This window comes from Serratia sp. CY40230 (genome assembly GCF_052168835.1).
Classification (GTDB): Bacteria; Pseudomonadota; Gammaproteobacteria; order Enterobacterales; family Enterobacteriaceae; genus Serratia; species Serratia nematodiphila.
Genome location: NZ_JBJNLX010000002.1, coordinates 623,068 through 649,782 on the forward strand (window position 1 = coordinate 623,068; position 26,715 = coordinate 649,782).

Annotated in this window: 24 protein-coding genes; 4 read left to right on the forward strand and 20 right to left on the reverse strand. The window is 60.6% G+C overall.

Features of this window, described 5'->3' with window-relative positions; all coding sequences use genetic code 11:
- Positions 1 to 375 precede the first annotated feature (375 nt).
- On the forward strand, positions 376 to 2,274 hold the full coding sequence (locus ACJ8IJ_RS10200; protein ID WP_442518601.1) for a bifunctional metallophosphatase/5'-nucleotidase: 1,899 nt from the start codon (positions 376 to 378) through the stop codon (positions 2,272 to 2,274).
- A 72-nt stretch (positions 2,275 to 2,346) separates the two neighbouring features.
- Here the strand turns inward: ACJ8IJ_RS10200 and sucD are convergent, their stop codons facing one another.
- From sucD to sdhC, 8 genes are all read right to left on the reverse strand, one after another.
- A complete protein-coding gene (gene sucD, locus ACJ8IJ_RS10205; RefSeq protein WP_004939878.1) occupies positions 2,347 to 3,219 on the reverse strand; it encodes a succinate--CoA ligase subunit alpha in 873 nt (290 codons plus the stop codon).
- On the reverse strand, positions 3,219 to 4,385 hold the full coding sequence (gene sucC / locus ACJ8IJ_RS10210; RefSeq protein ID WP_015376978.1) for an ADP-forming succinate--CoA ligase subunit beta: 1,167 nt from the start codon (positions 4,383 to 4,385) through the stop codon (positions 3,219 to 3,221). Before sucC ends, sucD begins: the two co-directional genes overlap by 1 nt.
- A 122-nt stretch (positions 4,386 to 4,507) precedes the next feature.
- The gene (gene odhB, locus ACJ8IJ_RS10215) at positions 4,508 to 5,722 is read right to left on the reverse strand and encodes a 2-oxoglutarate dehydrogenase complex dihydrolipoyllysine-residue succinyltransferase (RefSeq protein WP_033642197.1); all 1,215 of its coding nucleotides are present in this window, start codon (positions 5,720 to 5,722) and stop codon (positions 4,508 to 4,510) included.
- A 64-nt stretch (positions 5,723 to 5,786) separates the two neighbouring features.
- Positions 5,787 to 8,594, reverse strand: coding sequence for a 2-oxoglutarate dehydrogenase E1 component (gene sucA / locus ACJ8IJ_RS10220; protein ID WP_015376976.1), 2,808 nt, complete (start codon positions 8,592 to 8,594; stop codon positions 5,787 to 5,789).
- 275 nt (positions 8,595 to 8,869) lie between these two features.
- The gene (locus ACJ8IJ_RS10225; RefSeq protein ID WP_004939885.1) at positions 8,870 to 9,586 is read right to left on the reverse strand and encodes a succinate dehydrogenase iron-sulfur subunit; all 717 of its coding nucleotides are present in this window, start codon (positions 9,584 to 9,586) and stop codon (positions 8,870 to 8,872) included.
- 16 nt (positions 9,587 to 9,602) lie between these two features.
- Complete coding sequence (gene sdhA / locus ACJ8IJ_RS10230) at positions 9,603 to 11,369, reverse strand: succinate dehydrogenase flavoprotein subunit (protein WP_015376974.1); 1,767 nt, start codon at positions 11,367 to 11,369, stop codon at positions 9,603 to 9,605.
- Entirely contained in the window at positions 11,370 to 11,717 is a 348-nt protein-coding gene (gene sdhD / locus ACJ8IJ_RS10235; protein ID WP_004939891.1) for a succinate dehydrogenase membrane anchor subunit, read from the reverse strand.
- Positions 11,711 to 12,100, reverse strand: a complete 390-nt coding sequence (gene sdhC / locus ACJ8IJ_RS10240) for a succinate dehydrogenase cytochrome b556 subunit (RefSeq protein ID WP_004939893.1) — start codon at positions 12,098 to 12,100, stop codon at positions 11,711 to 11,713. Before sdhC ends, sdhD begins: the two co-directional genes overlap by 7 nt.
- Positions 12,101 to 12,829: 729 nt before the next feature.
- On the opposite strand from sdhC, the gene ACJ8IJ_RS10245 reads away from it, so the two are divergent.
- Positions 12,830 to 14,122, forward strand: coding sequence for a citrate synthase (locus ACJ8IJ_RS10245; protein WP_004939895.1), 1,293 nt, complete (start codon positions 12,830 to 12,832; stop codon positions 14,120 to 14,122).
- A 58-nt stretch (positions 14,123 to 14,180) separates the two neighbouring features.
- Here ACJ8IJ_RS10245 and nei read toward each other — a convergent pair whose 3' ends face one another.
- The 12 genes from nei to ACJ8IJ_RS10305 all read right to left on the reverse strand — a co-directional run bounded on the left by nei (position 14,181) and on the right by ACJ8IJ_RS10305 (position 24,471).
- Positions 14,181 to 14,972 carry an endonuclease VIII gene (gene nei / locus ACJ8IJ_RS10250; protein WP_049186580.1) on the reverse strand — a complete coding sequence of 264 codons (792 nt, stop codon included), beginning with the start codon at positions 14,970 to 14,972 and terminating at the stop codon, positions 14,181 to 14,183.
- A 54-nt stretch (positions 14,973 to 15,026) separates the two neighbouring features.
- Positions 15,027 to 15,671 carry a pyroglutamyl-peptidase I gene (gene pcp, locus ACJ8IJ_RS10255; RefSeq protein ID WP_049186579.1) on the reverse strand — a complete coding sequence of 215 codons (645 nt, stop codon included), beginning with the start codon at positions 15,669 to 15,671 and terminating at the stop codon, positions 15,027 to 15,029.
- Positions 15,672 to 15,679: 8 nt separating this feature from the next.
- A complete protein-coding gene (locus ACJ8IJ_RS10260; RefSeq protein ID WP_004939900.1) occupies positions 15,680 to 16,699 on the reverse strand; it encodes a DUF979 domain-containing protein in 1,020 nt (339 codons plus the stop codon).
- Entirely contained in the window at positions 16,696 to 17,427 is a 732-nt protein-coding gene (locus tag ACJ8IJ_RS10265) for a DUF969 domain-containing protein (RefSeq protein WP_015376970.1), read from the reverse strand. Before ACJ8IJ_RS10265 ends, ACJ8IJ_RS10260 begins: the two co-directional genes overlap by 4 nt.
- Before the next feature lie 54 nt (positions 17,428 to 17,481).
- Positions 17,482 to 18,222 carry a 5-oxoprolinase subunit PxpA gene (pxpA, locus tag ACJ8IJ_RS10270; RefSeq protein ID WP_004939906.1) on the reverse strand — a complete coding sequence of 247 codons (741 nt, stop codon included), beginning with the start codon at positions 18,220 to 18,222 and terminating at the stop codon, positions 17,482 to 17,484.
- Entirely contained in the window at positions 18,212 to 19,144 is a 933-nt protein-coding gene (pxpC, locus tag ACJ8IJ_RS10275) for a 5-oxoprolinase subunit PxpC (RefSeq protein ID WP_049186577.1), read from the reverse strand. The genes pxpA and pxpC overlap by 11 nt, the downstream gene beginning before the upstream one ends.
- Complete coding sequence (pxpB, locus tag ACJ8IJ_RS10280; RefSeq protein ID WP_442518602.1) at positions 19,138 to 19,794, reverse strand: 5-oxoprolinase subunit PxpB; 657 nt, start codon at positions 19,792 to 19,794, stop codon at positions 19,138 to 19,140. The genes pxpC and pxpB overlap by 7 nt, the downstream gene beginning before the upstream one ends.
- A 156-nt stretch (positions 19,795 to 19,950) precedes the next feature.
- Positions 19,951 to 20,694: a type 2 GTP cyclohydrolase I gene (locus ACJ8IJ_RS10285; protein WP_044031755.1), complete on the reverse strand. Its 744-nt coding sequence runs from the start codon at positions 20,692 to 20,694 to the stop codon at positions 19,951 to 19,953.
- A gap of 18 nt (positions 20,695 to 20,712) precedes the next feature.
- Positions 20,713 to 21,693, reverse strand: a complete 981-nt coding sequence (locus tag ACJ8IJ_RS10290; RefSeq protein WP_076740480.1) for an MBL fold metallo-hydrolase — start codon at positions 21,691 to 21,693, stop codon at positions 20,713 to 20,715.
- A 22-nt stretch (positions 21,694 to 21,715) separates the two neighbouring features.
- The gene (gene phrB, locus ACJ8IJ_RS10295; RefSeq protein WP_442518603.1) at positions 21,716 to 23,146 is read right to left on the reverse strand and encodes a deoxyribodipyrimidine photo-lyase; all 1,431 of its coding nucleotides are present in this window, start codon (positions 23,144 to 23,146) and stop codon (positions 21,716 to 21,718) included.
- A gap of 16 nt (positions 23,147 to 23,162) precedes the next feature.
- Entirely contained in the window at positions 23,163 to 24,119 is a 957-nt protein-coding gene (locus tag ACJ8IJ_RS10300; RefSeq protein WP_004939915.1) for a YbgA family protein, read from the reverse strand.
- Positions 24,120 to 24,261: 142 nt separating this feature from the next.
- Complete coding sequence (locus ACJ8IJ_RS10305; RefSeq protein WP_004939916.1) at positions 24,262 to 24,471, reverse strand: YbfA family protein; 210 nt, start codon at positions 24,469 to 24,471, stop codon at positions 24,262 to 24,264.
- 441 nt (positions 24,472 to 24,912) lie between these two features.
- Between ACJ8IJ_RS10305 and ACJ8IJ_RS10310 the strand changes: the two genes are divergently transcribed.
- Together ACJ8IJ_RS10310 and kdpA are read left to right on the forward strand one after the other, a co-directional pair.
- Positions 24,913 to 25,002 (forward strand): K(+)-transporting ATPase subunit F, encoded by a 90-nt coding sequence (locus ACJ8IJ_RS10310; RefSeq protein ID WP_016928742.1) that lies wholly within the window; start codon positions 24,913 to 24,915, stop codon positions 25,000 to 25,002.
- Positions 25,002 to 26,690, forward strand: coding sequence for a potassium-transporting ATPase subunit KdpA (kdpA, locus tag ACJ8IJ_RS10315; RefSeq protein WP_442518604.1), 1,689 nt, complete (start codon positions 25,002 to 25,004; stop codon positions 26,688 to 26,690). Before ACJ8IJ_RS10310 ends, kdpA begins: the two co-directional genes overlap by 1 nt.
- The last annotated feature ends 25 nt before the right edge of the window (positions 26,691 to 26,715 follow it).

Here is a 26,715-nt window from a genome sequence, read left to right on the forward strand (position 1 = left end):
AAATCTTAGCCGAAAGAGGTACTTCGGGCTAATTTGATCTGAGACAATTTAAGCCTATCCGCATATTATTTCCATATTCATCAGCACATTTCGCCTATTTTTCTTGAGGGCATGTTGCGCAATGGTTTAATTGTTTTTTAATGATATTTTTGTGTTAAATAAATGTAATTTAAAAGAGCCGCCATTGTATTATTACGCGCTTATTCTGCGACATAATTAACCTTTTATTTCCATTAAGCCGTGACAGTGATTGCAGTCACAAAACAACAAATCTCTCTCCAATATTAGTCTATTTCTCGCGATGGGATCGTAAAGGTTGCGATTTTGTAGCAAAATGACCACTTATGTTAAAATTCCATTGAGTGACAATAAGTTATGAAAAAAATCATCTTTGCCTCTGTCTTGGGACTCTCGGGAAACGCCATGGCCGCCGAAACGGTAAACATCACCCTGCTGGGCACCTCCGATCTGCACGGCACCTTCGTGCCCTGGGACTACGCCAGCGACACGGAAAACCTGGCGGGCAGCCTGAGCCAGATAGCCACTCAGGTCAAAAAGGTGCGCGCCGAGCAGCCTAACCTGATCCTGGTGGACGCCGGCGACACTATTCAGGGCAACTTCGTTGAAACCTTCAAGCATGAGGCCGTCAGCCCGATGATGCTGGGCCTCAATGCACTCAATTACGACGTCTGGGTGATGGGCAATCACGAGTTCGACTTCGGCCTGCCGGTGCTGGCCACCCCGCTCAAGCAGTTCAAGGGCGCGGCGCTGGCGGGCAACATCGTCTGGGACAACGGCAAGCCTTATCTGCCGGCCTACACCATCCTCGAACGCCAGGGCGTGAAGATCGGCATTATCGGCATGGACACGCCGATGACCGCTGAATTCGCCAAGGGCACCGATCGTATCAAAGGGCTGAACTTCACCGATCCGGTGCAGGCGGTGAAACAGGTCATCAAACAAATCGACGGCCAGGTCGACGCCATCGTACTGGTGGCGCATATGGGCATCGACAACGAGAACCAGCGCCCGGGCACCGGCGTGGCCGACATTGCCAACGCCAACCCGGAACTGGCGGCAATCGTCGCCGGCCACATGCATGTGAAGATCGACAAGGCAGTGGTCAACGGCGTCATCATCACCGAACCGGACAAATACGGCCGCGCGCTGTCACGCATCGATCTGCAATTTGAACGCCGCGACGGCAAATTCACGCTGATCGACAAAAACAGCTACACCTACCCGATCAAAGGGCTGACGCCGGACAGCGCCATGCAGGCTCTCTACCAGCCGTATCATGACATTTTGCGCGCCAACGCCAACCGGGTGGTGGCGAAGCTGAGCGGCAGCGATCTGGTGCCTGCCGACGAGTTCCGCGGCATTCCTCAGGTGCACGTGCAGGATACCGGCATCAGCGCGCTGTTCCAGCAGGCCGCCCGTCACTATGCGCCGCTGGCGCAGGTGATCGCCCTGCAGATCGACAACGATCGCGCCAAACTGGACGTCGGCGACATCAAGGCCAAGGATATCGCCTTTAACTACCAATACGCCGGCGGCGAGATCACCGTTTATCAGCTTAACGGTAAAGCGCTTAAACGCTACATGGAGTGGTCCGCCGGCTACTTCAATCAGCTGCAGCCGGGCGACGTCACCTACAGCTTTAACCCGGCGCGGCGTTCGTCCAAATATTCCACCAACGATTTCTTCGATGGCGTCACCTATACCATTGATCTGCGCCAACCCGCCGGTTCGCGCATCGTCGATCTGCGCCTGGCGGACGGCACGCCGGTCACGGACGACATGCCGATCCATCTGGGCATGAACAGTTACCGCATGGGCCACCTGACGCAAAAGGGCGGCGCGCTGGAAGGGCAATCCTTCCCGGTGCTGTTCGACAGCAAAGCGCAGTACGGTGAAGAAGAAGGCACCATTCGCCACCTGGCCCTGCGCTACCTGACAGAAGTGAAACACGGCCAATACCAGGGCGTGCCGCCGCAGCGCTGGAAACTGATCGGCATGGAGGGATACGAACCGCAGCGGGCGATCGTTAAACGGCTGCTGAATGAAGGCGTTATCCAGGTGCCGACCACCGACGATGGCCGCTACACCAACGTCGCCTCGATCAACGTCAAAGACGCGCTGTTCCGCAACCCCGACGATTACCGCGCCGCCCTCGCCTCGCTGGAGCAGCAGCGGCAAGCCGCCGCGGATCCGGTGCAGCAGCGCCGCCTGCAGGATCGGATCGCGCTGATCAAGGCGCTCAACGTTTTCTGAGTTTCGCCCATAAAAAAGGCCACCCAATGGGTGGCCAAACATGTCGAGATATTGTTATTTCGTACTAGGTTCTTAGCGCTTCAGCACCGCTTTTACCGCATCGCCGATGTCCGCCAGGCTGCGAACGGTTTTCACGCCCGCCGCTTCCAGCGCAGCAAACTTCTCGTCTGCCGTGCCTTTGCCGCCGGCGATGATGGCGCCTGCGTGGCCCATACGCTTGCCTTTCGGCGCGGTCACGCCGGCGATGTAGCCGACAACCGGTTTGGTGACGTGTTCTTTGATGTAAGCCGCCGCTTCTTCTTCTGCGCTGCCGCCGATCTCACCGATCATCACGATCGCTTCGGTCTGCGGATCCTGTTGGAACATCTTCAGGATATCGATGAAGTTGGAGCCCGGGATCGGGTCGCCGCCGATGCCCACACAGGTGGACTGGCCCAGACCGGCATCGGTGGTTTGTTTCACCGCTTCATAGGTCAGGGTGCCGGAGCGGGAAACGATGCCCACTTTGCCCGGCAGGTGGATGTGACCAGGCATGATGCCGATTTTGCACTCGCCAGGGGTGATCACACCAGGGCAGTTCGGCCCGATCATGCGCACGCCGGCTTCGTCCAGCTTCACTTTTACGGTCAGCATGTCCAGGGTCGGGATGCCTTCGGTGATGGTGATGATCAGTTTGATGCCGGCATCGATCGCTTCCAGAATGGAGTCTTTGCAGAACGGCGCTGGAACGTAGATGACGGAGGCCGTCGCGCCGGTCGCTTCAACCGCTTCGCGCACGGTGTTGAACACCGGCAGACCCAGGTGCTGAGTGCCGCCTTTGCCTGGGGTGACGCCGCCAACCATTTTGGTGCCGTAAGCGATAGCTTGTTCGGAGTGGAAAGTCCCCTGGCTACCGGTGAAGCCCTGGCAAATTACTTTGGTGTTTTTATCGATTAAGATGGACATTATTTACCCTCCACTGCTGCAACAACTTGCTGAGCCGCATCAGTCAGGCTGGTCGCAGCAATGATATTCAGGCCGCTGTCCGCCAGTTTCTTGGCGCCCAGTTCGGCGTTGTTCCCTTCCAGGCGCACAACGACCGGGACGTTAACGCCCACTTCAGCCACTGCGCCAATGATGCCGTCGGCGATCAGATCGCAACGTACGATACCACCGAAGATGTTAACCAGAACCGCTTTCACCTTGTCGTCGGACAGGATGATTTTGAACGCTTCGGTCACGCGCTCTTTGGTCGCGCCGCCGCCCACGTCCAGGAAGTTGGCCGGTTCGCCACCGTGCAGTTTAACGATGTCCATGGTGCCCATCGCCAGACCGGCGCCGTTCACCATGCAGCCGATGTTGCCGTCGAGGGCAACGTAGTTCAGCTCCCACTGGGCCGCACGGGATTCACGCTCGTCTTCCTGAGAAGGGTCACGCATTTCACGCAGTTCAGGCTGACGGAACAGGGCGTTGCCGTCGGCGCCCAGTTTGCCGTCCAGGCACACCAGATCGCCCTGCTTGGTGATCACCAGCGGGTTGATCTCAACCATCGCCAGGTCGCGCTCCAGGAACAGCGTCGCCAGGCCCATGAAGATCTTGGCGAACTGGCTGACTTGCTTGCCGGTCAGGCCCAGTTTGAAGGCCAACTCACGGCCCTGGTAAGGCTGTGGACCCGCCAGCGGATCGATGGTCATTTTGTGGATCAGTTCTGGGGTTTCTTCCGCCACTTTCTCGATTTCCACGCCGCCTTCGGTAGACGCCATGAATACGATGCGACGGGTCGCGCGGTCTACGACGGCGCCCAGGTACAGTTCTTTATCGATGTCGGTCGCCGCTTCAACCAGGATCTGGTTAACCGGCTGGCCCAGCGCGTCAGTCTGGTAAGTCACCAGACGCTTGCCCAACCAGGCTTCCGCGAAAGCACGGATATCTTCTTTGCTGTTGACGACTTTAACGCCGCCCGCTTTACCGCGGCCGCCAGCATGAACCTGACATTTCACCACCCACGGGCCGGAGCCGATTTTGGATGCGGCTTCTTCTGCTTCACGCGGAGTGGTACAGGCGTAACCGGTCGGTGCCGGCATGCCATACCGAGCAAACAGCTGTTTTGCCTGATATTCGTGTAAATTCATGATGTTCTATCCATTCAGTTCTGAAGGTTTTTAGCCGGACCATTATTACGCGGTAAACCGCATGGTTTTCCGGCCACATAGCACAGAGTGCGGGCGCGGCACGCCGCGCCCGGCAAGGGTTACTAGACGTCCAGCAGCAGACGAGCCGGATCTTCCAGCATCTCTTTGACCGTCACCAGATAACCGACGGATTCCTTACCGTCGATCAGGCGGTGGTCATAAGACAGCGCCAGATACATCATCGGCTGGATCACCACCTGACCATTGACCGCCATTGGGCGATCTTTGATGGCGTGCATGCCCAGGATGGCGCTCTGCGGCGGGTTGATGATCGGGGTGGACATCAGCGAGCCGAATACGCCGCCGTTGGTAATGGTGAAGTTACCGCCGGTCAGCTCTTCCACGGTCAGTTTGCCGTCGCGGCCCTTAACGGCCAGCTCTTTGATTTTCTTCTCGATGTCAGCCATGCTCATGGCATCTACATCGCGCAGTACCGGCGTCACCAGGCCGCGCGGGGTAGAAACCGCGATGCTGATGTCGAAGTAGTTGTGGTAAACCACGTCGGAACCGTCGATCGACGCGTTCACTTCCGGGAAACGCTTCAGCGCTTCAACCACCGCCTTGATGTAGAAGGACATGAAGCCCAGACGCACGCCGTGGCGTTTCTCGAAGGCTTCGCCGTACTGCTTGCGCAGATCCATGATCGGCTGCATGTTGATTTCGTTGAAGGTGGTCAACATCGCGGTGCTGTTTTTCGCTTCCAGCAGACGCTCGGCGACGCGTTTGCGCAGGCGGGTCATCGGCACGCGTTTTTCGCTGCGGCCGGCCAGAGCAGGCTGCGGCGCGGCTTCAGCGGCGGCTGGTTTGGCAGCGGCGCCGCCTTTGGCCAGGTGCGCTTCCACGTCTTCACGCGTAATGCGGCCACCCACGCCGGTGCCTTTGATGGCGCCGGCATCGAGGTCGTGTTCAGCAATCAGGCGGCGAATCGCCGGGCTGAGCGCGTCATTGCTTTCTTCTTCCAGGCTCGCGGTCGCGCGCTGTGCAGGTGTGGCTTCTTTCTCCTGGCTCTTCTCAGCGGTCGGCTTGCCGGAGCTGTCGCCTGGGCGGATGCGGCCGAGCAGCTGGCGAGACAGCACGGTCGCGCCCTCTTCTTCCACGATAGCATCGAGAATGCCCGCTTCACTGGCCGGCACTTCCAACACCACTTTGTCGGTTTCGATTTCAACCAGGACTTCATCACGCTGCACGCTGTCGCCCGGTTTTTTGTGCCAGGTGGCTACGGTCGCATCGGCAACCGATTCAGGAAGGTCAGGAACCAGAATATCTACGCTACTCATTTAGCTTTCCCTTAAGTTTTTTATCATCTGCTTGCCGGCCCCTCGGCCGGCAAGCGAGCGAACATTAGTCAATATTCAGCGCGTCGTTCACCAGAGCCTGCTGCTGCTTCTGGTGTACGGACATATAGCCCACCGCCGGAGAAGCGGAGGCCGGACGTCCTGCGTAACGTAAAGAAGCCCCGAACGGCACCACTTCACGGAAGTTGTGCTGGCTGCAGTACCAGGCGCCCTGGTTCAGCGGCTCTTCCTGACACCAGACGAAATCATGCACGTGCGAGTATTGCTCCAGCACGGCCTGCACGGCCTGATGCGGGAACGGATACAGCTGCTCGATGCGCACGATGGCCACGTCTTTCTGCTCGTTCTTGCGACGCTGTTCCAGCAGGTCGTAGTAGACCTTGCCGGAGCACAGCACGACGCGCTTGACCGCTTTCGGATCCAAGTCGTCGATCTCGCCGATCGCCGGCAGGAAGGTGCCGTTGGCCAGCTCGTCCAGCGAAGAAATCGCCAGCGGATGACGCAGCAGCGACTTCGGCGACATCACCACCAACGGACGGCGCATACCGCGCAGCGCCTGACGACGCAGCATATGGTAAACCTGCGCCGGCGTAGACGGGACGCACACCTGCATGTTCTGCTCTGCGCACAGCTGCAGATAGCGTTCCAGACGCGCGGAAGAGTGCTCAGGGCCCTGGCCTTCATAGCCGTGCGGCAGCAGCATCACCAGGCCGCACATACGGCCCCATTTTTGCTCGCCGGAGCTGATGAACTGGTCGATAACGACCTGTGCGCCGTTGGCGAAGTCGCCGAACTGCGCTTCCCAGATGGTCAGCGTGCGCGGTTCCGCCGTGGCGTAGCCGTATTCGAACGCCAGCACCGCTTCTTCAGACAGCACGGAGTCCCAGACTTTGAATTCGCCCTGGCCGCTATGGATGTTCGCCAGCGGAACGTAGACCGAACCGTTTTTCTGGTTGTGCACCACCGCGTGACGGTGGAAGAAGGTGCCGCGGCCGGCGTCTTCGCCGGAGATGCGGATTGGAATGCCTTCATCCGCCATGGTGGCGTAGGCCAGCGTTTCGGCGGCGCCCCAGTCGAACGGCTTGTTGCCTGCGGCCATCTCGGCGCGGTCCGCGTAGATTTTCGCCACGCGCGACTGCATTTCGATCGCTTCCGGCACGGTGCTGATGCGGCGGCCCAGCTCCTGCAGGCGCTTCATCTCAACCTTGCTCGGGTACTCTTCGTCCCACTCGTGGTTCAGGTACGGCGACCAGGTGAAGGAGTGCAGGTTCATCGGACGCCACTCTTCAACCACGCAATCGCCGCGGTCGAGCGCATCACGATACAGGTTGACCATTTCCGTGGCATCTTCCAGGCTGGCCACTTTCTGTTCGGTCAGAACGTCAGCGTAGATTTTGCGCGGCGTAGGGTGTTTCTTGATCTTCTGATACATCACCGGCTGGGTGGCGCTCGGCTCGTCGGCCTCGTTGTGCCCATGGCGACGGTAGCAGACCAGATCGATCATCACGTCACGCTTAAAGGTGTTACGGAAATCCAACGCCAGGCGGGTGACGAAGGCCACGGCCTCCGGATCGTCAGCATTAACGTGGAAGATCGGTGCCTGAACCATTTTGGCGATGTCGGTGCAGTATTCGGTAGAGCGCGCATCCAGCGGGTTGGAGGTGGTGAAGCCAACCTGGTTGTTGATGACGATGCGCACGGTGCCGCCCACTTCGTAGCCGCGAGCCTGAGACATGTTCAGGGTTTCCTGAACCACGCCCTGGCCGGTGATGGCGGCGTCGCCGTGGATGGTGATCGGCAGCACCATGTTGCTGCGCGCTTCGTCCAGACGATCGCGACGGGCGCGTACCGACCCCATGACCACCGGGCTGACGATCTCCAGGTGCGACGGGTTGAACGCCAGCGCCAGGTGAACCATGCCGCCTTCGGTTTCCACGTCGGAGGAGAAGCCCTGGTGATATTTCACGTCACCGGTGCCGAGGTGTTCTTTATGCTTGCCGGCGAATTCGTCGAACAGATCGGCCGGCTTTTTGCCCAGCACGTTGATCAGCACGTTCAGACGGCCGCGGTGGGCCATGCCCAACACCACTTCGCGCGTGCCGTTCTTGCCGGCATGGCGCACCATCTCTTTCAGCATCGGCACCAGCGCGTCGCCGCCTTCCAGCGAGAAGCGTTTGGCGCCCGGGAATTTGGCGCCCAGGTAGCGCTCCAGGCCTTCCGCCGCGGTCAGCTCGTTCAGGAAACGGCGTTTTTCGTCGGCGGTAAAGCTGGCGCGCCCCACCACCGACTCGATGCGCTGCTGGATCCAGCGTTTCTCTTCGGTGTTGGTGATGTGCATGTACTCAGCGCCGATCGACCCGCAATAGGTCTGCTTCAGCGCGGCGTACAGATCGCCCAGCTTCATGGTTTCTTTGCCGATGGCGAAAGAGCCCACGTTGAAGGTTTCCTGGAAATCGGCTTCGGTCAGGTTGTGGTAAGCGGGATCAAGGTCAGGAACTTGCTCGCGCTGCCACAGGCCGAGCGGATCGAGGTTGGCATGCTGATGCCCGCGGAAGCGGAAGGCGTTGATCAGCTGCAGTACCTTGACCTGTTTGGCGTCGGTTTCCGGATCGGTGATGGTGGTGTTGTAGCGCGCGGAGTCTTTCGCCAGGCGGCGGAAGTAATCGCGCGTTTGAGAGTGAAGCTGATCGGGTTTGACACCCGCGGTTGGTAGCTGTTGAAAAATGGAACGCCAGCTATCTTCAACGGAACCCGGATCGGTTAAGAAGTCTTCATAGAGCTGCTCTATGTAAGACTGGTTCGCGCCCGCCAGATAGGAGGAATCCAGCCAGGCCTTCATTGCGCCGTTCTGCATCATGATCCCTTAAGCTTTGAAGCTTTAGTTTTCGCCGTGGTTAACATAATTACCGTGATGAATACGGTTTGCCGTAAAACGGTTCACTCGACGTACTTGCGGCCATGTCGGCCCGATACGTTCTGTTATGGACCTTGCGGTCCCTTACAAGGAACCTCTAAAAACCGGCGGAAGAACCAGGCTGCATAGCGCCGCAGCCGCGGGTCAGTTTTTAGAGGTTCCCTCCCCTATGGGACGTGCGCCGGAAAAGAGCCCGGCGCAGCATCTCATTCCGTTTATGCGCCGCGTTGCAGCAGCATGGACTTGATATGCCCGATCGCACGCGTCGGGTTCAAGCCTTTAGGACATACACTGACACAATTCATAATGCTATGGCAGCGGAAAACACTAAAAGCGTCGTCCAGATCATCTAAACGTTCTTGCGTTTCCGTGTCACGGCTGTCGATCAGGAAGCGATATGCCGCCAACAGACCGGCTGGGCCGATGAACTTGTCCGGGTTCCACCAGAACGATGGGCAAGAGGTCGAGCAGCAGGCGCACAGAATGCACTCGTACAGACCGTCCAGCTTGGCGCGCTGCTCCGGCGACTGCAGGTGCTCGCGCGCCGGCGGGTTCTTGCCGTCGTTCAGCAGGTATGGCTTGATCTTTTCATATTGGGTATAGAACTGGCCCATATCCACCACCAGATCGCGCACCACCGGCAGGCCCGGCAGCGGACGGATCACGATCTTGCCGTTGCCTTTGCGCAGCGACGAAATCGGGGTGATGCACGCCAGGCCGTTTTTACCGTTCATGTTCAGGCCGTCGGAACCGCACACGCCTTCGCGGCATGAGCGACGGAACGACAGGGTCGGGTCTTTTTCTTTCAGCTGGATCAACGCATCCAGCAGCATCATGTCACGGCCTTCTTCCGCTTCCAGGGTGTAGTCCTGCATGTGCGGGGCGTCGTCGACATCCGGGTTGTAGCGATAAATGGAAAATTCGAGTTTCATCTGTCGATCTCCGCAATTAGTAAGAACGCACTTTCGGCGGGAATGCCGGGCGCAGCTTCGGTTGCATGTTCACTTCGCGGCGCGTCATGCTTTCCGATTGCGGCAGATACAGCGAATGGCACAGCCAGTTGGCGTCATCGCGTTCCGGGTAGTCGAAGCGGCTGTGCGCGCCACGGCTCTCGGTACGGAAGTTGGCCGACACGGCGGTGGAATACGCGGTCTCCATCAGGTTATCCAACTCCAGGCATTCGATGCGCTGGGTGTTGAACTCGCTGGAGGTATCGTCCAGGCGTGCGTTCTTCAAACGTTCACGGATCACTTTCAGTTCTTCCAGGCCCTTGGCCATCGCATCGCCTTCGCGGAATACCGAGAAGTTGTGCTGCATGCAAGACTGCAGCGCTTTGCGAATTTCAACCGGGTCTTCGCCGGAACGGGTGTTGTTCCAACGGTTCAGACGGTCCAGCGAGGCTTCCACGTCGGAGTCGCTGGCGTCACGGCTCACGCCCTGCTCTTCCAACGATTCCTGCAGGTGCATGCCGGCGGAACGGCCGAACACCACCAGGTCGAGCAACGAGTTGCCGCCCAGGCGGTTGGCGCCGTGCACCGATACGCAGGCGATTTCGCCCACGGCGAACAGCCCCGGGATCACCACGTCTTCGCCTTTCTCGTTCACGGTCAGCGCCTGGCCGGTCACCTTGGTCGGAATGCCGCCCATCATATAGTGACAGGTTGGGATAACCGGGATCGGCTCTTTCACCGGATCGACGTGCGCGAAGGTGCGGGACAGCTCCAGAATGCCCGGCAGACGGGATTCCAGCACCTCTTTGCCCAGGTGATCCAGCTTCAGCTTGGCGTGCGGGCCCCAAGGACCGTCGCAGCCGCGGCCTTCGCGGATTTCGATCATGATCGAACGGGCAACCACGTCACGCCCCGCCAGATCTTTGGCGTTCGGCGCATAACGCTCCATGAAGCGCTCGCCGTGTTTGTTCAGCAGGTAACCGCCTTCGCCGCGGCAACCCTCGGTCACCAGCACGCCCGCGCCGGCGATGCCGGTCGGGTGGAACTGCCACATTTCCATGTCCTGCACCGGCACGCCGGCGCGCAGCGCCATGCCGACACCGTCGCCGGTGTTGATGTGGGCGTTGGTGGTGGACTGGTAAATGCGACCTGCACCGCCGGTCGCCAGCACGGTGGCCTTGGCTTTGAAGTAAACCACTTCACCGGTTTCGATGCAGATAGCCGTGGTGCCGACCACCGCGCCGTCCTGGTTTTTCACCAGATCGAGCGCATACCACTCGGAGAAGATGGTGGTGTGGTTTTTCAGGTTCTGTTGGTACAGGGTGTGCAGCAGCGCATGGCCGGTACGGTCGGCTGCGGCTGCGGTACGCGCCGCCTGCTCGCCGCCGAAGTTCAGCGACTGGCCGCCGAACGGGCGCTGATAGATGCGGCCGTCGTCCAGACGAGAGAACGGCAGCCCCATGTGTTCCAGTTCCAGAATCGCTTCCGGGCCGGTTTTACACATATATTCGATGGCGTCCTGGTCACCGATATAGTCGGAACCTTTCACCGTGTCGTACATATGCCATTCCCAGTTGTCCTCGTGGCTGTTGCCGAGCGCGACGGTGATGCCGCCCTGTGCGGACACGGTATGGGAACGGGTCGGGAAAACTTTGGACAGCAGGGCACAGGTCGAGCCCGCTTGGGAAATTTGCAGCGCGGCACGCATGCCCGCACCGCCGGCGCCGATTACGACGGCATCAAACTCTCTGACTGGCAGTTTCATTTAAGCACCCCACACTACGATTGTTCCGTACAGTAAATAGACCAGCAACGCGACCACGACAGCCAGCTGCAACACCAGGCGAACCGCCAGCGGCTTGACGTAGTCCGTCAGCACCTGCCACAGCCCGATCCAGGCGTGCACCAGAATCGACAGCAGGGTCAGCAGAGTGAACACTTTCGTAATGGAAGTGGCGAAGAAACCGCGCCAGATGTCATAAGTGAGTTCCGGAGCCGTGACGAAAAAGCCCAGGATATACAGGACGTACAGGGTAATGATGATAGCGGAAGCGCGCAGCAGCAGCCAATCGTGCACGCCGTTGCGCCCTAATGCAGAAACGTTGTTTACCATACGAGGACTCCAGCCAGAACTGACAGCACGACGGTCAGACCGATCGCCACCTGGGCGGAACGGGTGCCGGCGGCCAAACTCTCTTCGATGTAGCCAAAATCCATTAACAAGTGACGGATGCCACCGCAAATGTGATAGGCCAGCGCCGTGAGGATGCCCCAGAATATGAATTTGACGATGAAGCTATTCATGATGGCGGCCGCCTGCAGGAACCCCTCTTGGGAAGAGAGTGACAGGCCCAGCAGCCAGAGGAGGATACCCACGGCAACGAAGGTAATTACGCCAGAGACTCGGTGTAAGATAGACGCTATCGCAGTTACGGGGAACCGGATCGTTTGCAGATCCAAGTTGACAGGTCGTTGTTTTTTCACGTATTTGCCCACACAGCTCTTATTATTTTCCTTCCTCCGGGCCTGGGCGGGGATCAGACAGCGTTAAGAGCCTAAAACCCTTACACGTCACGCGCTCAAACATCAACATCCTCTGTGCTCAAACGGCGCGCATTTATAACGCTGGGTGCTCCTACTTCAGGGTAATCCGGAGACCTGGCGGCAGTATAGGAGGATCACATTCTGATTACAATTCTCATACAACCGCTTTGATAACATTTCCCCCGAACAGTGATTCAGATCACGGATTTCACAATTAGTGCAAAATTAATTATCTGATTTGACAAGAGATCAACATTTCCATTACATATAGGGGCACAAACGGTCCTATGATGCGCTATGGGTCAGCAGATACACTTCCTCCCGGGTTCGAGTTATGCAACAGTGTATTTGGCGAACCTATCCCAATAGCCGTTGTTTCCCGCTCGAGTTTGCCGGCGTCAAAAGCAAATAAAGCACACAAAAACAGATTATTGGGATAGGTTCACATCTCTTCGAACAGCTCATAGGTAAGATTAACAGACTATAACGAATTACTATGAATCGTTAACAACTGGTCACCCGTCTCGTTCGCCTGGTCAGCACTCTGTACCCTACCCGCGCACAGTTGCGCAGTCGCTCACAGAGTTAGCGTCCGCACCATTTTTTTGCGGGCAACCTGCAGAGATTTAAGGTATTTCAGTTGTTAGTGGTTTTTAAAATAAGGCGCTAAGGAGACAGTAAATGACTGATAAGAAAGCGACGCTAACCATTAACGACAGCGAAGCTCCGATCGAACTGGGCGTATTGACACCGACACTGGGCCCCGATGTCCTCGATGTCCGCGCTCTGGGTTCCAAAGGTTATTTCACATTTGATCCCGGCTTTACCTCCACCGCTTCTTGCGAATCCAAGATTACCTTCATCGACGGCGACAAAGGCGTGCTGCTGCACCGCGGCTTCCCTATCGAGCAGCTGGCGAAAGAATCTTCCTACCTGGAAGTGTGCTACATCCTGCTGTACGGCGAGACCCCAACGCCGGAAGAATTCGAAACCTTCAAGACCACCGTGACCCGCCACACCATGATCCACGACCAGATCACCCATCTGTTCCGTGGCTTCCGTCGCGACTCGCACCCGATGGCGGTGCTGTGCGGCGTGACCGGCGCGCTGGCGGCGTTCTACCACGATGCGCTGGACGTCAACAACGAGCGTCACCGTGAAATCACCGCGTTCCGTCTGCTGTCCAAAATGCCGACCGTGGCCGCGATGTGCTACAAATACTCCCTGGGCCAGCCGTTCGTTTACCCGCGCAACGATCTGTCCTACGCCGGCAACTTCCTGCACATGATGTTCGCCACCCCGTGCGAAGAGTACGTGGTGAACCCGGTACTGGAACGCGCCATGGATCGCATCCTGATCCTGCACGCCGACCATGAGCAGAACGCCTCTACCTCAACCGTGCGCACCGCCGGCTCTTCCGGCGCCAACCCGTTCGCCTGCATCGCGGCCGGCATCGCCTCCCTGTGGGGGCCGGCGCACGGCGGCGCCAACGAAGCGGCGCTGAAAATGCTGGAAGAGATCAAGACCGTCGAGCACATTCCGGAATTCATCAAGCGCGCCAAGGACAAGAACGACTCCTTCCGCCTGATGGGCTTCGGCCACCGCGTGTACAAGAACTACGATCCGCGCGCCACCGTGATGCGCGAGACCTGTCACGAAGTGCTGAAAGAGCTGAACAAGAAGGACGACAACCTGCTGCAGGTGGCGATGGAGCTGGAACACATCGCGCTGAACGACCCGTACTTCATCGAGAAGAAACTGTACCCGAACGTCGACTTCTACTCCGGCATCATCCTGAAGGCGATGGGCATTCCTTCTTCCATGTTCACCGTGATCTTCGCCATCGCGCGCACCATCGGCTGGATCGCCCACTGGAACGAAATGCACGACGAAGGCATCAAAATTGCCCGTCCGCGTCAGCTGTACACCGGCTATGCCGAGCGTGATTTCAAATCCCAGCTGAAAACCAAGTAAGCCGCTTCCCCGGCTGAAACCGCACAGCGCCGCCCCTTCGGGCGGCGTTTTTTTTTGCTTATTTCTGGCAGCCCGGGCACCAATAAAACGGCCGCGACGACAGCTCGGTGCGCACGATCATCCCACCGCAGCGCTCACAGGGCTCGCCGCTGCGATGAAACACCTTGAAGCGAAACAGCGCGCCGTGATGGCGGTTGTCATCCGCCTGCCCGCGCGTCTGGTAGGAAAGGCGCGGCACCGCCAGCAATGCCTCCGCCAGGTGGCGCAGCGCCTCTGGCGCCAGATCCTGCGGTTTGTGCTGCGGCGCCAACTCGGCCTGCCACAGGATTTCGGCGCGCAGATAGTTGCCCAATCCGGCGAGAAACGCCTGGTCGAGCAGCATGCCGCTCAGCTGCCGGCGGCGAAAACGCGGCGTCAGCAACCGCTCCACCACATCGTCTACCGTCAGCGACATGTCCAACACGTCAGGGCCGATGCGTTGCAAAAACGGGTGTTGCTCTATTTCCTCGCGCGGCCCGACGGTAATATCGGAAGCGCTGTAGAGCAAAATCGCGCTATGAGCGGTTTCCAGCCGCACCCGCAGATCGCGCTTGGTCTCCGGCGTCTCCCCCGCCGCCGCCACTTTCCACACGCCGTACAGCTGGTTATGGCTGTACATCGTCAGCCCGTTGGAAAAGTGGGTCAGCAGCGCCTTGCCGCGCGGCTCGATGGCGACGATACGCTCGCCGAGCAGACGCTGGCGATAGTGCTTCAACTGGGGAAAAGCGAAATCGACGGCGGTCAGCGGCTGATCGATCACCGCCGCCGCCAGTTTGTCCGCCGCCCGGCGGATCTCCGGTCCTTCCGGCATAGACCACTCCTTGCGTAGACCCGGCGCAGCCCGATGCGCCGGGGATTCTCTTGATTAATGCGTTGCGCCGCCCGCCACTTTCAGATCGTGTTCCACCTGCAACGCGATGGAAACGGCCAGCTCCAGCGCAAACAGCACCGTCGAGGCCGCCATGCTCGGTGCGCCGGGGTGCGCCGCCGCCTGTTCCGGCAGGTACGGGATATGAATAAACCCGCCCTTCACCTCGCGCTGGCCGCTCAACCGGTGCAGCAGGCCGTACATGACATGGTTGCACACGTAGGTGCCGGCGGTCTGCGAAACGGAGGCCGGAATGCCGGCCTCGCGCATCGAGCTGACCATCGCCTTGATCGGCAAGGTGCTGAAATAGGCCGCCGGGCCGCCGGCGACGATCGGCTCATCCACCGGCTGCTGCCCCTGATTGTCGGGGATACGCGCGTCGTCGACGTTGATCGCCACCCGTTCAATCGTGATGTCGGTACGGCCGCCGGCCTGGCCGACAGCCAGCACCATCACCGGCTGCACCTCGTCGATCGCCGCATTGAGCGCCTCCAGCGCCGCGCCGAACACGCACGGCAGTTGGCGCGCCACAATGCGCGTACCCACCAGCTCCATATCATTGAGCTGCTTCACCACTTCCCAGGAAGGGTTGAGGCGCTCACCGCCAAACGGCTCGAAGCCGGTAATCAATACTTTTTGCATCCTTACTCCTACAGGAACATCAGGAAATACAGCAGGAACACGTTAACCAACAGCAGCAGCACGCCGGTCGGCACCTGCGCCTTGATCACCGCATTCTTGTCCGGCAGCTCCAGCAGCGCCGCCGGCACAATGTTGAAGTTCGCCGCCATCGGCGTCATCAGGGTGCCGCAATAGCCGGAGAACATGCCGATCGCCGCCATCACCGCCGGGTTGCCGCCGTGTTGCAGCACCAGGATCGGAATGCCGATGCCGGCGGTGACGATCGGGAACGCGGCGAAAGCATTACCCATCACCATGGTCAGCACCGCCATACCGATAGCGTAGACCGCCACGGCGATAAAGCGGTTATCCACCGCCAGATACTCCTGGGTTAAATGCGAGATCGCGGTGCCGACGCCGGCGACGGTAAACAGCAGGCCAAGCGTGGCGAGGATCTGCGGCAGAATGAACGCCCAGCCGATCGAATCCAGCAGGCGCCGCGCTTCCTGCACCGGCTGCAACGCCTTCTCATGGGTCATTTTCACCGCGATCGCCAGGCCAATCAGGCAGCCGACGGTCATCGAGAACAGGGTGATCAGCGTCGCATGGTTACCGCTGCCGAACACCGCGCTTTGCAACGCCGGAATGTTGTTGAACAGCAGCACGCCGATCACCGTCACCACCGGGATCGCCAGCGCGGGGATAAACAGCTTGTTGCCCAGGCGCTTGGCGCTGGCCTCGCGTTCCTGCGGCGTTCGCTGATGATAGCTGCCGAGGCGCACGCCGCCGAAGCCGGCGATCAGGGCCATCACCACCACCACCACGCCAACGATGATGTGCAGCATGCGTTTCTCGTTGCTGCCTTCGCCGAGCACGTCGCCCAGCAGGCGGTAAGTCCAGTCGCCGACCAGGAACACCAGGCCGTACAGCCCCCAAAACAGCCCGGTGGTGATGCGGCGCGGGTTGGCGCGATCGCGGAAGGACATCACCGCCACAATCAGCAGCACCGCGCCGGCCAGCCAGTAGAGATATTGTTGCTGGAAGTTCATCGTGCTTCCCCCTTCGCCTGCAGCGCCGCCTGATTCAGCTGCGCCAGCTCGGCACTCAGCTGTTTATCCATCCGATACAGCCGGAAGGCGTGGATCAGGAAAGCGAAAATGGCGGTCGGAATGCCCCACAGCGCGATATGCAGCGGCTCGGTCTGAATGCCGCCGGACTCCAGCATAAAGTTGTGCATGAAGATGATCGCGCCGAAGGCCACGAAGATATCTTCGCCGAAGAACAGCCCGACGTTGTCGGTGGCGGCCGACATGGCGCGCAGGCGGTGGCGGGTACGCTCCGGCAGCTCGCCGTAACGGTTTTCCGTCGCCCCTTCCGCCATCGGCGCCAGCAGCGGCCGCACCATCTGCGGATGCCCGCCCAGGCTGGTCAGCCCCATCGCCGCGGTGATCTCGCGCACGAACAGGTACACGATCAGCAAACGGCCGGCGGTGGCGCTTTTGATCCTGGCGATCCACGCCTGCGCCCGCTCTTTCAACCCGTGGCGCTCCAGCAGGCCAATCACCGCCAGCGGCAGCAGCAGGATCAGCGGCAGGTTTCGGGTATTGAGAAAGCCCTCGCCGAGCTTTTCCAGAATGACGTCCAGCGGCATCAGCGCCGCCAGACCGGTGATGATGCCGGCGGCGATCACCACCAGCACCGGGTTGAAACGCAATACAAACCCGACCACGATAGCGGCGATGCCGATCAGTGGCCAGAGATTCACGGCCTGTTCCATAGTCTTCCCTCGATATTTTCTAATAGTTTTTTGCTTGTGATGTTGTGTCTTGCTTTACTGCTCCGCGCTGACGCGGATCCCCTGCTGAACAAAACTGTCCCGCAGCTTGCGCGCATACGCCAGCGCATGCTCGCCGTCCCCATGCAGGCAGACGGTTTCCGCCTGAACCGCGGTCCAAACGCCATCGACGCTGCGCACCCGGTGATGGCGCACCATCTCCAGCGTTTGCGCCAGCGCCTGTTCGTCATCCTCGATCAATGCCCCCGGCAAACCGCGCGGCACCAGCGTGCCGTCGGCCTGATAACCGCGATCGGCGAACACCTCCTGCCGGGTGGTCAGACCGAGCCGTTGCCCGGCGCGGATCAGCTCGCTGCCGGCCAGCCCCACCAGCCGCAGCGCCGGATCGACCGCCTGCACCGCCCGGGCGATCGCTTCCGCCAGCGCCGGCTCAACCGCCGCCTGGTTGTACAGCATGCCGTGCGGCTTGACGTGCACCATCACCCCGCCCTCGGCACGGGCGATGGCCGCCAGCGCCCCGAGCTGATACACCACCTGCGCGTAGACCGTTTCCGGCGGCAGCTGCATGCGGGTGCGGCCGAAATTCTCCCGATCGGGAAAACTCGGGTGGGCACCGATCGCCACGCCGTACTGCAATGCCCAGCGCACCGACTGACGCATGGTCTGCGCATCGCCGGCGTGGAAGCCGCAGGCGATGTTGGCCGAACTCACCAATTGCAGCAGCGCCTGGTCGTTGGCGCAGCCCTCGCCGAGATCGGCGTTCAAATCAACGATCATGTAACCCCCAGGCAATCTGTCGAAGGAAGAGATCCTGCTCGGCCTTGGCGCGCTGCGCCTCCGCCAGAGAGCAGAGAACGAAGTGGATCGGTTCGCCGAGCCGGATCTGCGCCAAATGGTAGAGATCGGCTTCGATCACACAGGCAATGCGCGGGTAACCGCCGGTGGTTTGCGCATCGGCCATCAGCACGATCGGCTGGCCGTTGTGCGGCACCTGCACCACGCCGGGCAGCAGGCCGTGCGACAGCATCTCGCGGCCGGTGGTGCGCGCCAGCGGCGTGCCGCCGTGCAGACGGTAGCCCATGCGGTTGCTCTGCGGGCTGAGCTGCCAGGCGGTACGCCAGAACGTCTCCTGTGCCTCTTCGCTGAATTCAGCGTACTCCGGCCCCGGCAACGCGCGGATGCGGTTGGTGAACAGCAGTTGCTTCACGCCGCAGGAATGTTGCGGTTGAGCGGCGGAGTTACCGAGCGGCAACCGGTCGCCGTCCTTCAGATTACGCCCCTCGCATCCGCCAAAGGCGGCTTTCATATCGGTGCTGCGCGAGCCCAGCATTTCCGGCACGGCGATGCCGCCGGCGATCGCGAGATAACTGCGCATGCCGCGTTTCGGCGTGCCCAGCGTCAGCCGCTGCCCCTTTTTCACCGGGTAGCGCCAGCCGGTCCACAGCGGTTTGCCGTCCAGCTGAGCGTCGCAGCCGGCGCCGGTCAGGGCGATCCAGCCTGCGCGGGTAAACTCGGCGCTGAACTGGCCGAGGGTGATCTCCAGCCCGGCGGCCTCCGGCGCATTGCCCACCAGCAGGTTGGCTATCTTCAGCGCCGGTTGATCCAGCGCTCCGCCGGTGCTGATGCCCAGACGGCGGAATCCCTCGCGGCCCAAATCCTGCACCGTGGTATAGATGCCGGCGCGCAGAATAATCAGCATACGCCCTCCTTCTGCGGCACAAAGCGTACGTTATCGCCCGGACGCAGCAACGTCGGCGGCATTTCATGCGGATTGAACAGCGCCAGCGGCGTGCGGCCAATCAGCTGCCAGCCGCCGGGCGTCACCAGCGGATAGATGCCGGTCTGGCCGCCGCCGATGCCGACGGAACCGGCCGCCACCGCCAGACGCGGTTCAGCGCGGCGCGGCGTCGCCAGTTGTTCCGGCATGCCGCCCAAATAGGAGAAGCCCGGCTGAAAGCCGAGGAAATAGACCACATAGGCCGCCGCCGCGTGGCATTCCACCACCTGTTGCGGCGTCATGCCAGTATGACGCGCCACCTCATCCAGGTCGGGGCCCTGTTCCCCGCCGTAGATAACCGGAATATCCACCTGACGCGATTCCGGCGTCAGGCGCTCTTTGCTCTCCCACCCCTGCTGCAGCAATTCCAGCATCGCTTCGGCGTCGGCCTGCGGCGTATGCAGCAGCAGCGTCAGGTTATTCATCCCCGGCACCACTTCCCGCACGTCGGGATGGTGATTCAGCTTTTCCGCCAGCGCCCAGATGCGCTGCTGGCTCGGTAACGTCACCGGCGGCGACAGTTCAAGCACTACCGCTCTTTCACCCAACAGGTAATAACGTGCTTGTTGCACCCTTATTCTCCTTATTATCGCGCTGAAAAACATACCAGTTATGCGTGACGCGGCCCCGGCTGTCAATAGAACGCAACCATAAGGAAAATAAGGAAATAGCGCGGTAAAAGGATTCAGCCGGCGCGCAGGCCGGGCTGGATCCGGGGAAGAAAAAGATCAGGCGGGATTCGGGATATCGATAAAGGTCACATCAAAGCCGTGGTGCTGGGCCAGCCAGTCCCCCAACGCCTTCACGCCGCCGCGCTCGGTGGCGTGGTGACCGGCGGCGAAGAAATGCACGCCCATTTCGCGCGCGCTGTGAATGGTCTGCTCAGACACTTCACCGCTGATGAACGCATCGACGCCGAAGCGCGCCGCGCTGTCGATAAAGCCCTGGCCGCCGCCGGTGCACCAGGCCACCCGGCGAATATGCTCAGGCGCGTTATCGCCGCAGTGCAGCACCGCGCGCCCCAGCCGGCTTTCGATGCGCTGTTGCAGCGCTTCGCCGGTCAGCGGCTGTTCGAATTCCCCGTGCGGCACCAGCGGCTCGATTTCACCAATCACCCGAATGCCCAGCGCCTGCGCCAGCTGCGCGTTGTTGCCCAGCACCGGATGCGCGTCCAGCGGCAAATGATAACCGTACAGGTTGATGTCGTGGGTCAACAGCGTTTTCAGGCGGTTGCGCTTCATGCCGCGCACCGCCGGCGCCTCGTTTTTCCAGAAATAGCCATGATGCACGATAATCGCGTCGGCCTGATGCGCCACCGCGGCGTCCAGCAGCGCCTGACAGGCGGTGACGCCGGTCACGATGCGCTGCACGTGCGGACGGCCTTCTACCTGCAATCCGTTGGGGGCGTAGTCCTGAAACGCCGTGGCGTTCAGTTCCGTGTTGATCAGTTGTTCCAGATCGAGGTTACGCATTCTCTTCTCTCTTCATAGTCAAAATGTCTGCCGGTCGCCCTGCGCCATCAGGATGAATTTCACGCCCAGATCGTTGCCCTGCGCCAGCTGTTGCGCAATGGCGGCGCGCGTGTCTTCGCCCTGCTTCAGGCTGGGCTTGATGTGGCTGATCACCACCGGCAAACCGTTCAGCGAGCCCTCGCCGCCGCTGTACTGCGTCAGGTTCTTCAGCTCCTTCAGCAGCCAGGCCGGCGTCAAATGGCCGTACAGATGTTTGTCCTCCACCCCGTTGGGGTAAGAGGTTTCGATAATCATGCCCTTGAGCTTTTTCTGCTCGACAAGCGGCCCCAGCACGCGCCAGACGGTATCGAGATCGCGCGACTGCTCCACCTTATCCGGCCCGGTATCGCCGAAATAGGCGAAGAACTCGTTGCCGTTGGAAATCAGCAGCATCGACGACGGGTAGCGATCGTGGCTGAGCGGATACATCACGCCGGTCAACCCGGTCAGGCCGAGGGTAAACCGCTGCTGCGGCCGCACCGTTTGCAGCCGGTAGGTGCCCAGCCGCGCACCATTGCCGGCATCGGTAAAGTTCGGCCAGGCCTTCCAGTTAAAGTAATGGTTGCGCAGGGTCAGCACGGTGTCCGCCTGGGCGTAAACGGTTTTTTTATTGTCTTCCGGCGAGCCGACGATCAGCCCCGCCACGTGGTCCAGATGGCCGTGGCTGATAAAGTAGCTGCCGATCAACTGCCGGAACACATAGCCCTGCGGCGTGTAAGGCGCGGCCAGCTCGGGCGTCACCTGCGGGAAGCTGCCCTTCTCCAGCCCTTTGGCGATACCCGGCAGCAGCGAACCGGCGTCCAGCGCCACATACTGCGGCTGATTGTCGCTGCGGATCAGGTAGGAAGTCAGGTTGCCGTCGCTGACGCCGCCGTCGACGCCCAGCGCCACCACGTCAAAGCCGGCAATCGCCAGCGCGGAATAGCCGCTCAGGCACAGGGCCAACACCTTTTTCATCATTGCGTCGCTCCTTGCAGTTGCCTCAAGACTCTCCCCGTTTCGCCGCCTCGAACGCCGCCAGCGTCTCCAGACGGGCTTGCTTATGATCGACGATCGGCAGCGGGTAATTCAGCACGCATGGCCGCTTTTCCGCCCAACGGTGAGGATGATGGATGTCATTGTCGGGCACATCCGCCAGTTCCGGCAACCATTTACGGATAAAAGTGCCTTGTGGATCAAAACGTTCACCCTGGGTGGTCGGGTTAAAGATGCGGAAATACGGCGCGGCGTCGGTGCCGGTGGAGGCCGCCCACTGCCAGCCGCCGTTGTTGGCCGCCAGATCCCCGTCCAGCAGTTGCGACATGAAGTAGCGCTCCCCAGCCCGCCAGTCGATCAGCAGATCCTTCACCAGGAAACTGGCGCTGATCATGCGCAGCCGGTTATGCATCCAGCCGGTAGCGTTCAGCTGGCGCATGGCGGCATCGACGATCGGATAGCCGGTCTCGCCCCGCTGCCAGGCCTGCAGCTTCGCCGCGTCATCGCACCAGCGCACTTTGTCCGTCCAGGCGATAAACGGCCGATGGCGGCACAGCTCGGGGTAGGCCACCAGCAGATGGCGGTAGAACTCGCGCCAAATCAGCTCGTTCAGCCAGGCGAAAGCGCCGCTCTCGCGATCTTCCAGCAGCTGCGGGCATTCGGCGCGCAGGCGGTTAAAACACTGGCGCGGCGACAACACGCCGATCGCCAGATAGGGCGACAGGCTGCTGGTGCCGGCGAGGGCGGGCAGATCGCGCTGGCGAAGGTAATCCTGCACTTGCTCACGACAAAAGGCGCGCAGCCGCTGCAGCGCGGCCTCCTCGCCGGCGGGATAATCATCCCCGATGTCCGCCGCGGGATAATCGAACGCCGCCGGCGCTTCAGGCGCTGGCAACGCGCCATCGGCACGGATCTTCGGCGCCGGCAGGCAGCTCACGTCGGACGCAGTCAGGCGCTGAATAAAGGCGTTGCGAAACGGCGTATAAACCTTGTACATCTCGCCGCCGCCGGTTAGCACGCTGCCCGGCGGCAACAGCAGGCTGTCATCAAAACCGTGGCACGTTACCCGTCCATTCAACTGCTGCTCCAGCCGCGCATCGCGTCGCCGTTCATTCAGTTCGTACTGGCGGTTGTAAAATAGCGCGTCCACCTGCTCTCGCCGGCAATACTCCGCCAGCCAGTCGATTGACGCGGCAAAGTCCGTGCCGGCATGGCAATGCAGCGCAATGCCCTTTTGCGCCAGCGCCTGCTGTACCGCCCGCAGGCTGGCGTGGATCAGCGCCGCCTGCCGCGGCGACATCTCATGCTGCCGCCACTGCTGCGGGGTGGCGATAAACACCGCCAGCACCCGGGCTTTGGGATCGCTGCAGGCAGCATGCAGCGCTTTGTTGTCGGTGATACGCAGATCGTTACGCAACCAGACCAGATGCGTGGTCATAAAATTCCCTTGTCAATCAATGGCCGTAACGCAAACGCAGCGCCTCCGGATAAGGTTCGAAATAGCGTTGTTCCGCCAGATAACTGTCGGGGTATTCCGCCATGTAATGCTTAAGCAAGGCGATCGGCGCCAGCAGCGGCTGCATGCCCTGCCGGTAGCGGTCGATCAGGTGCGCCAGCTCCTGGCGCTGCGCCGCGCTGAGCTGGCGGCGGAAGTAACCCTGCACGTGCATCAGCACGTTGGTATGGTTGCGGCGCGTCGCCTTGTGCGCCAACAGCGCCATCAGGCGGCTGCGGTACTCCACGGCGAAGGCCTCCAGCGAGTCCCAGCGATGAATGTCGGCGACGAAACGCCCCAGTTCGCGGTACGCCGGCTGCGAATGCGCCAGCAGCGACAGCTTGTAGCGGCTGTGAAACGCGATCAGCCCGCCGCGGGTCAGCCCCTGACGCCACAGCATATTCAACTCATACAGCGCGTACACCCGTTCAATGAAGTTTTCCCGCAATGCCGCATCCTGCAATCGTCCGTCTTCTTCCACCGGCAGCCACGGCATCTGACGCAGCAGTTCGGCGGTAAACAGCCCGACGCCGTTTTTACGCGAGTCCTTGCCGTTCTCACTGTAGACCCGCACCCGCTCCAGGCCGCAGCTCGGCGATTTGGCGCAGACGATATAACCGCACAGGTGCTGCAACGCGGCCACCCGCTGCGCGGAGAAACTGCGCATCTCCTCGGTCAGATCCACGCCGGCGTCGTTGCTGTAGCGCATCGCCGGCCAGGGCTGCGCCTGTTTCACCAGGCGCAGCGCCGGGCGCGGCGTGGGCAGGCCGATCGCCATTTCCGGGCATACGGGCTCAAAGCGCACATAGGGCGCCAACTGTTCCACCGCGAAGGCCAGCCGCTTGTGGCCACCGTCGAAACGCACCGCGTCGCCCAGTAAACAGGCGCTGATGCCGATAGGGATCTTGTCACTCATACCGTTCTCTCGTGGTGTTGGTCGATGGGGAAAGTGTAGAAGAATGGCTTGCCAAATACGACCTTGCGCTTGACGGCAGCGGGCTTGGGGCATAAAAAAACCCCCGCCGCAGGGCGAGGGTTGTTCGTGAATCGGCAGTGAATCAGTAGAAATCGCAGGACGCCAATTCCGCCTGCTGCAGCCAGACCGGCTTGTCGCTGGTTTTTGACCAGACGCGGTGCAGGTAGCTGTAAAAACGCCCGCGATCGCTGCGGAACAGCATCACCGGCAGGGCCAAAATGCCCGCGATGACCACTGCGCTGCGGCGCAGGAGAATCCGATGCAGTGAATAAGCGTGATAGGTCGTAGACATGCGAACCTCCTTAAAAACGCCTGCCGTTGATTTGTCAGGGAAAACGGCGTCGGCGTATCAAATGAACAATCGGTAATTTGGTAACTGGACAAAATTTTAGCGCACTTGATGAAAGTTTACTACTCATCCGACCACTAAATCGCACAAAAAATCGCTAATCGCCGCGGCGATTCGTAATTTTGTTACAATCAAGTTAATTTTTAACTAAACATGGGTTACATTGTGGTTATTATTCGGTTCTTCATCCCACGCCCCAGCCCCGGCTTATTCACGCAACAGGCGCAATCTCGCCGCAAGCAGGCTGCCTGAAACGGCCAATTTCCGCTGAAATTTCAGCCATTTTTATACTTTTTTTACACCTGCCCGCGCGATTTTTTCATCTTCTTTCTACCCCTCTCCCTACACTGCCTCTATCAAAAACAACACCTCTGGAGGTGTCCCGTGAGTTTCAGCGTTATTGGTGGTGCGCTGTTGGTTCTGCTGCTGTTGGCCTATCTGGTCTACGCCCTGTTTAACGCGGAGGATTTCTGATGGCGGCTTCAGCCTTTTTACTGATCGCCAGTTTCCTGCTGGTGCTTCTGCTGCTGGCACGGCCGCTGGGCGGTTTTATGGCGCGCCTGATCGAAGGTGAGCCGCTGCCTGCACTACGCGGGGTGGAAGCCGGCGTCTGGCGCGCCTGTGGCATCCGCGCCACCGAGATGAACTGGTGGCAGTACGCGCTGGCGATACTGGCATTCAACCTGCTCGGCCTGGCACTGCTGTTCGCCTTGCTGATGACGCAGGGCTCGCTGCCGCTCAACCCGCAAGGCTTCCCGGGCCTCTCCTGGGATCTGGCGCTCAACACCGCCGTCAGCTTCGTCACCAACACCAACTGGCAGGCCTACAGCGGCGAAAGCGCCCTCAGCTATTTCAGCCAAATGGCCGGGCTGGCGGTGCAGAACTTCGTCTCCGCCGCCACCGGCATCGCCGTGGCCTTTGCGCTGATCCGCGCCTTTACCCGCCGCGCCGGCAAGACCGTCGGCAACGCCTGGGCCGATCTGTTCCGCATCACGCTGTACGTGCTGCTGCCGATCGCGCTGCTGATCGCCCTGTTCTTCGTCAGCCAGGGCACGCTGCAAAACTTCCTGCCTTACCTGCACGTCACTACGCTCGAAGGCGCGCAGCAGACGCTGCCAATGGGGCCGGTGGCCTCGCAGGAAGCGATCAAGATGCTCGGCACCAACGGCGGGGGGTTCTTCGGTGCCAACTCGGCGCACCCGTTCGAAAACCCGACCGTGCTGACCAACTTCGTGCAGATGCTGGCCATCTTCCTGATCCCCTGCGCGCTGTGCTTCTCCTTCGGCCAGTTGGCCGGTGAAAACCGTCAGGGCCACGCGCTGATCTGGGCGATGGCGCTGATCTTCGTGGTGGCGGTGGTGGTGGTGATGGTTGCCGAGCTGGCGGGCAACCCGCACCTGAGCGCGCTGGGCGCCGACAGCAACATCAATATGGAAGGCAAAGAGTCGCGCTTCGGCATTCTCGCCACCAGCCTGTTCTCGGTGGTGACCACCGCCGCGTCCTGCGGGGCGGTCAACGCCATGCACGATTCCTTCACCGCGCTGGGCGGCATGGTGCCGATGTGGCTGATGCAGATCGGTGAAGTGGTGTTCGGCGGCGTCGGCTCCGGCCTGTACGGCATGCTGCTGTTCGTGATGCTGACGGTGTTTATCGCCGGTCTGATGATCGGCCGCACCCCGGAATACCTGGGCAAGAAAATCGACGTCTATGACATGAAGATGACCGCGCTGGCGATCCTGGTCACGCCGACGCTGGTATTGCTGGGCAGCGCGCTGGCCATTGGCACCGACGCGGGCCGCGCCGGCATCCTCAACCCGGGCGCCCACGGCTTCAGCGAAGTGCTGTACGCCCTGTCTTCAGCCGCCAACAACAACGGCAGCGCCTTCGCCGGGTTGAGCGTCAATACGCCGTTCTACAACCTGCTGCTGGCCTTCGCCATGTTCGTCGGCCGCTTCGGGGTGATCCTGCCGGTGCTGGCGATCGCCGGTTCGCTGAGCGCCAAGCCACGCCAGCCGGCGGGCAACGGCACCCTGCCAACCTATGGGCCGCTGTTTATCGGCCTGCTGATCGGCACCGTGCTGCTGGTGGGCGCGCTGACCTTCGTGCCGGCGCTGGCGCTGGGCCCGGTGGCCGAGCATTTGCAGCTTTGGTTGGCAAACTAACCGACGTCACAGAGAGAGAATAAGA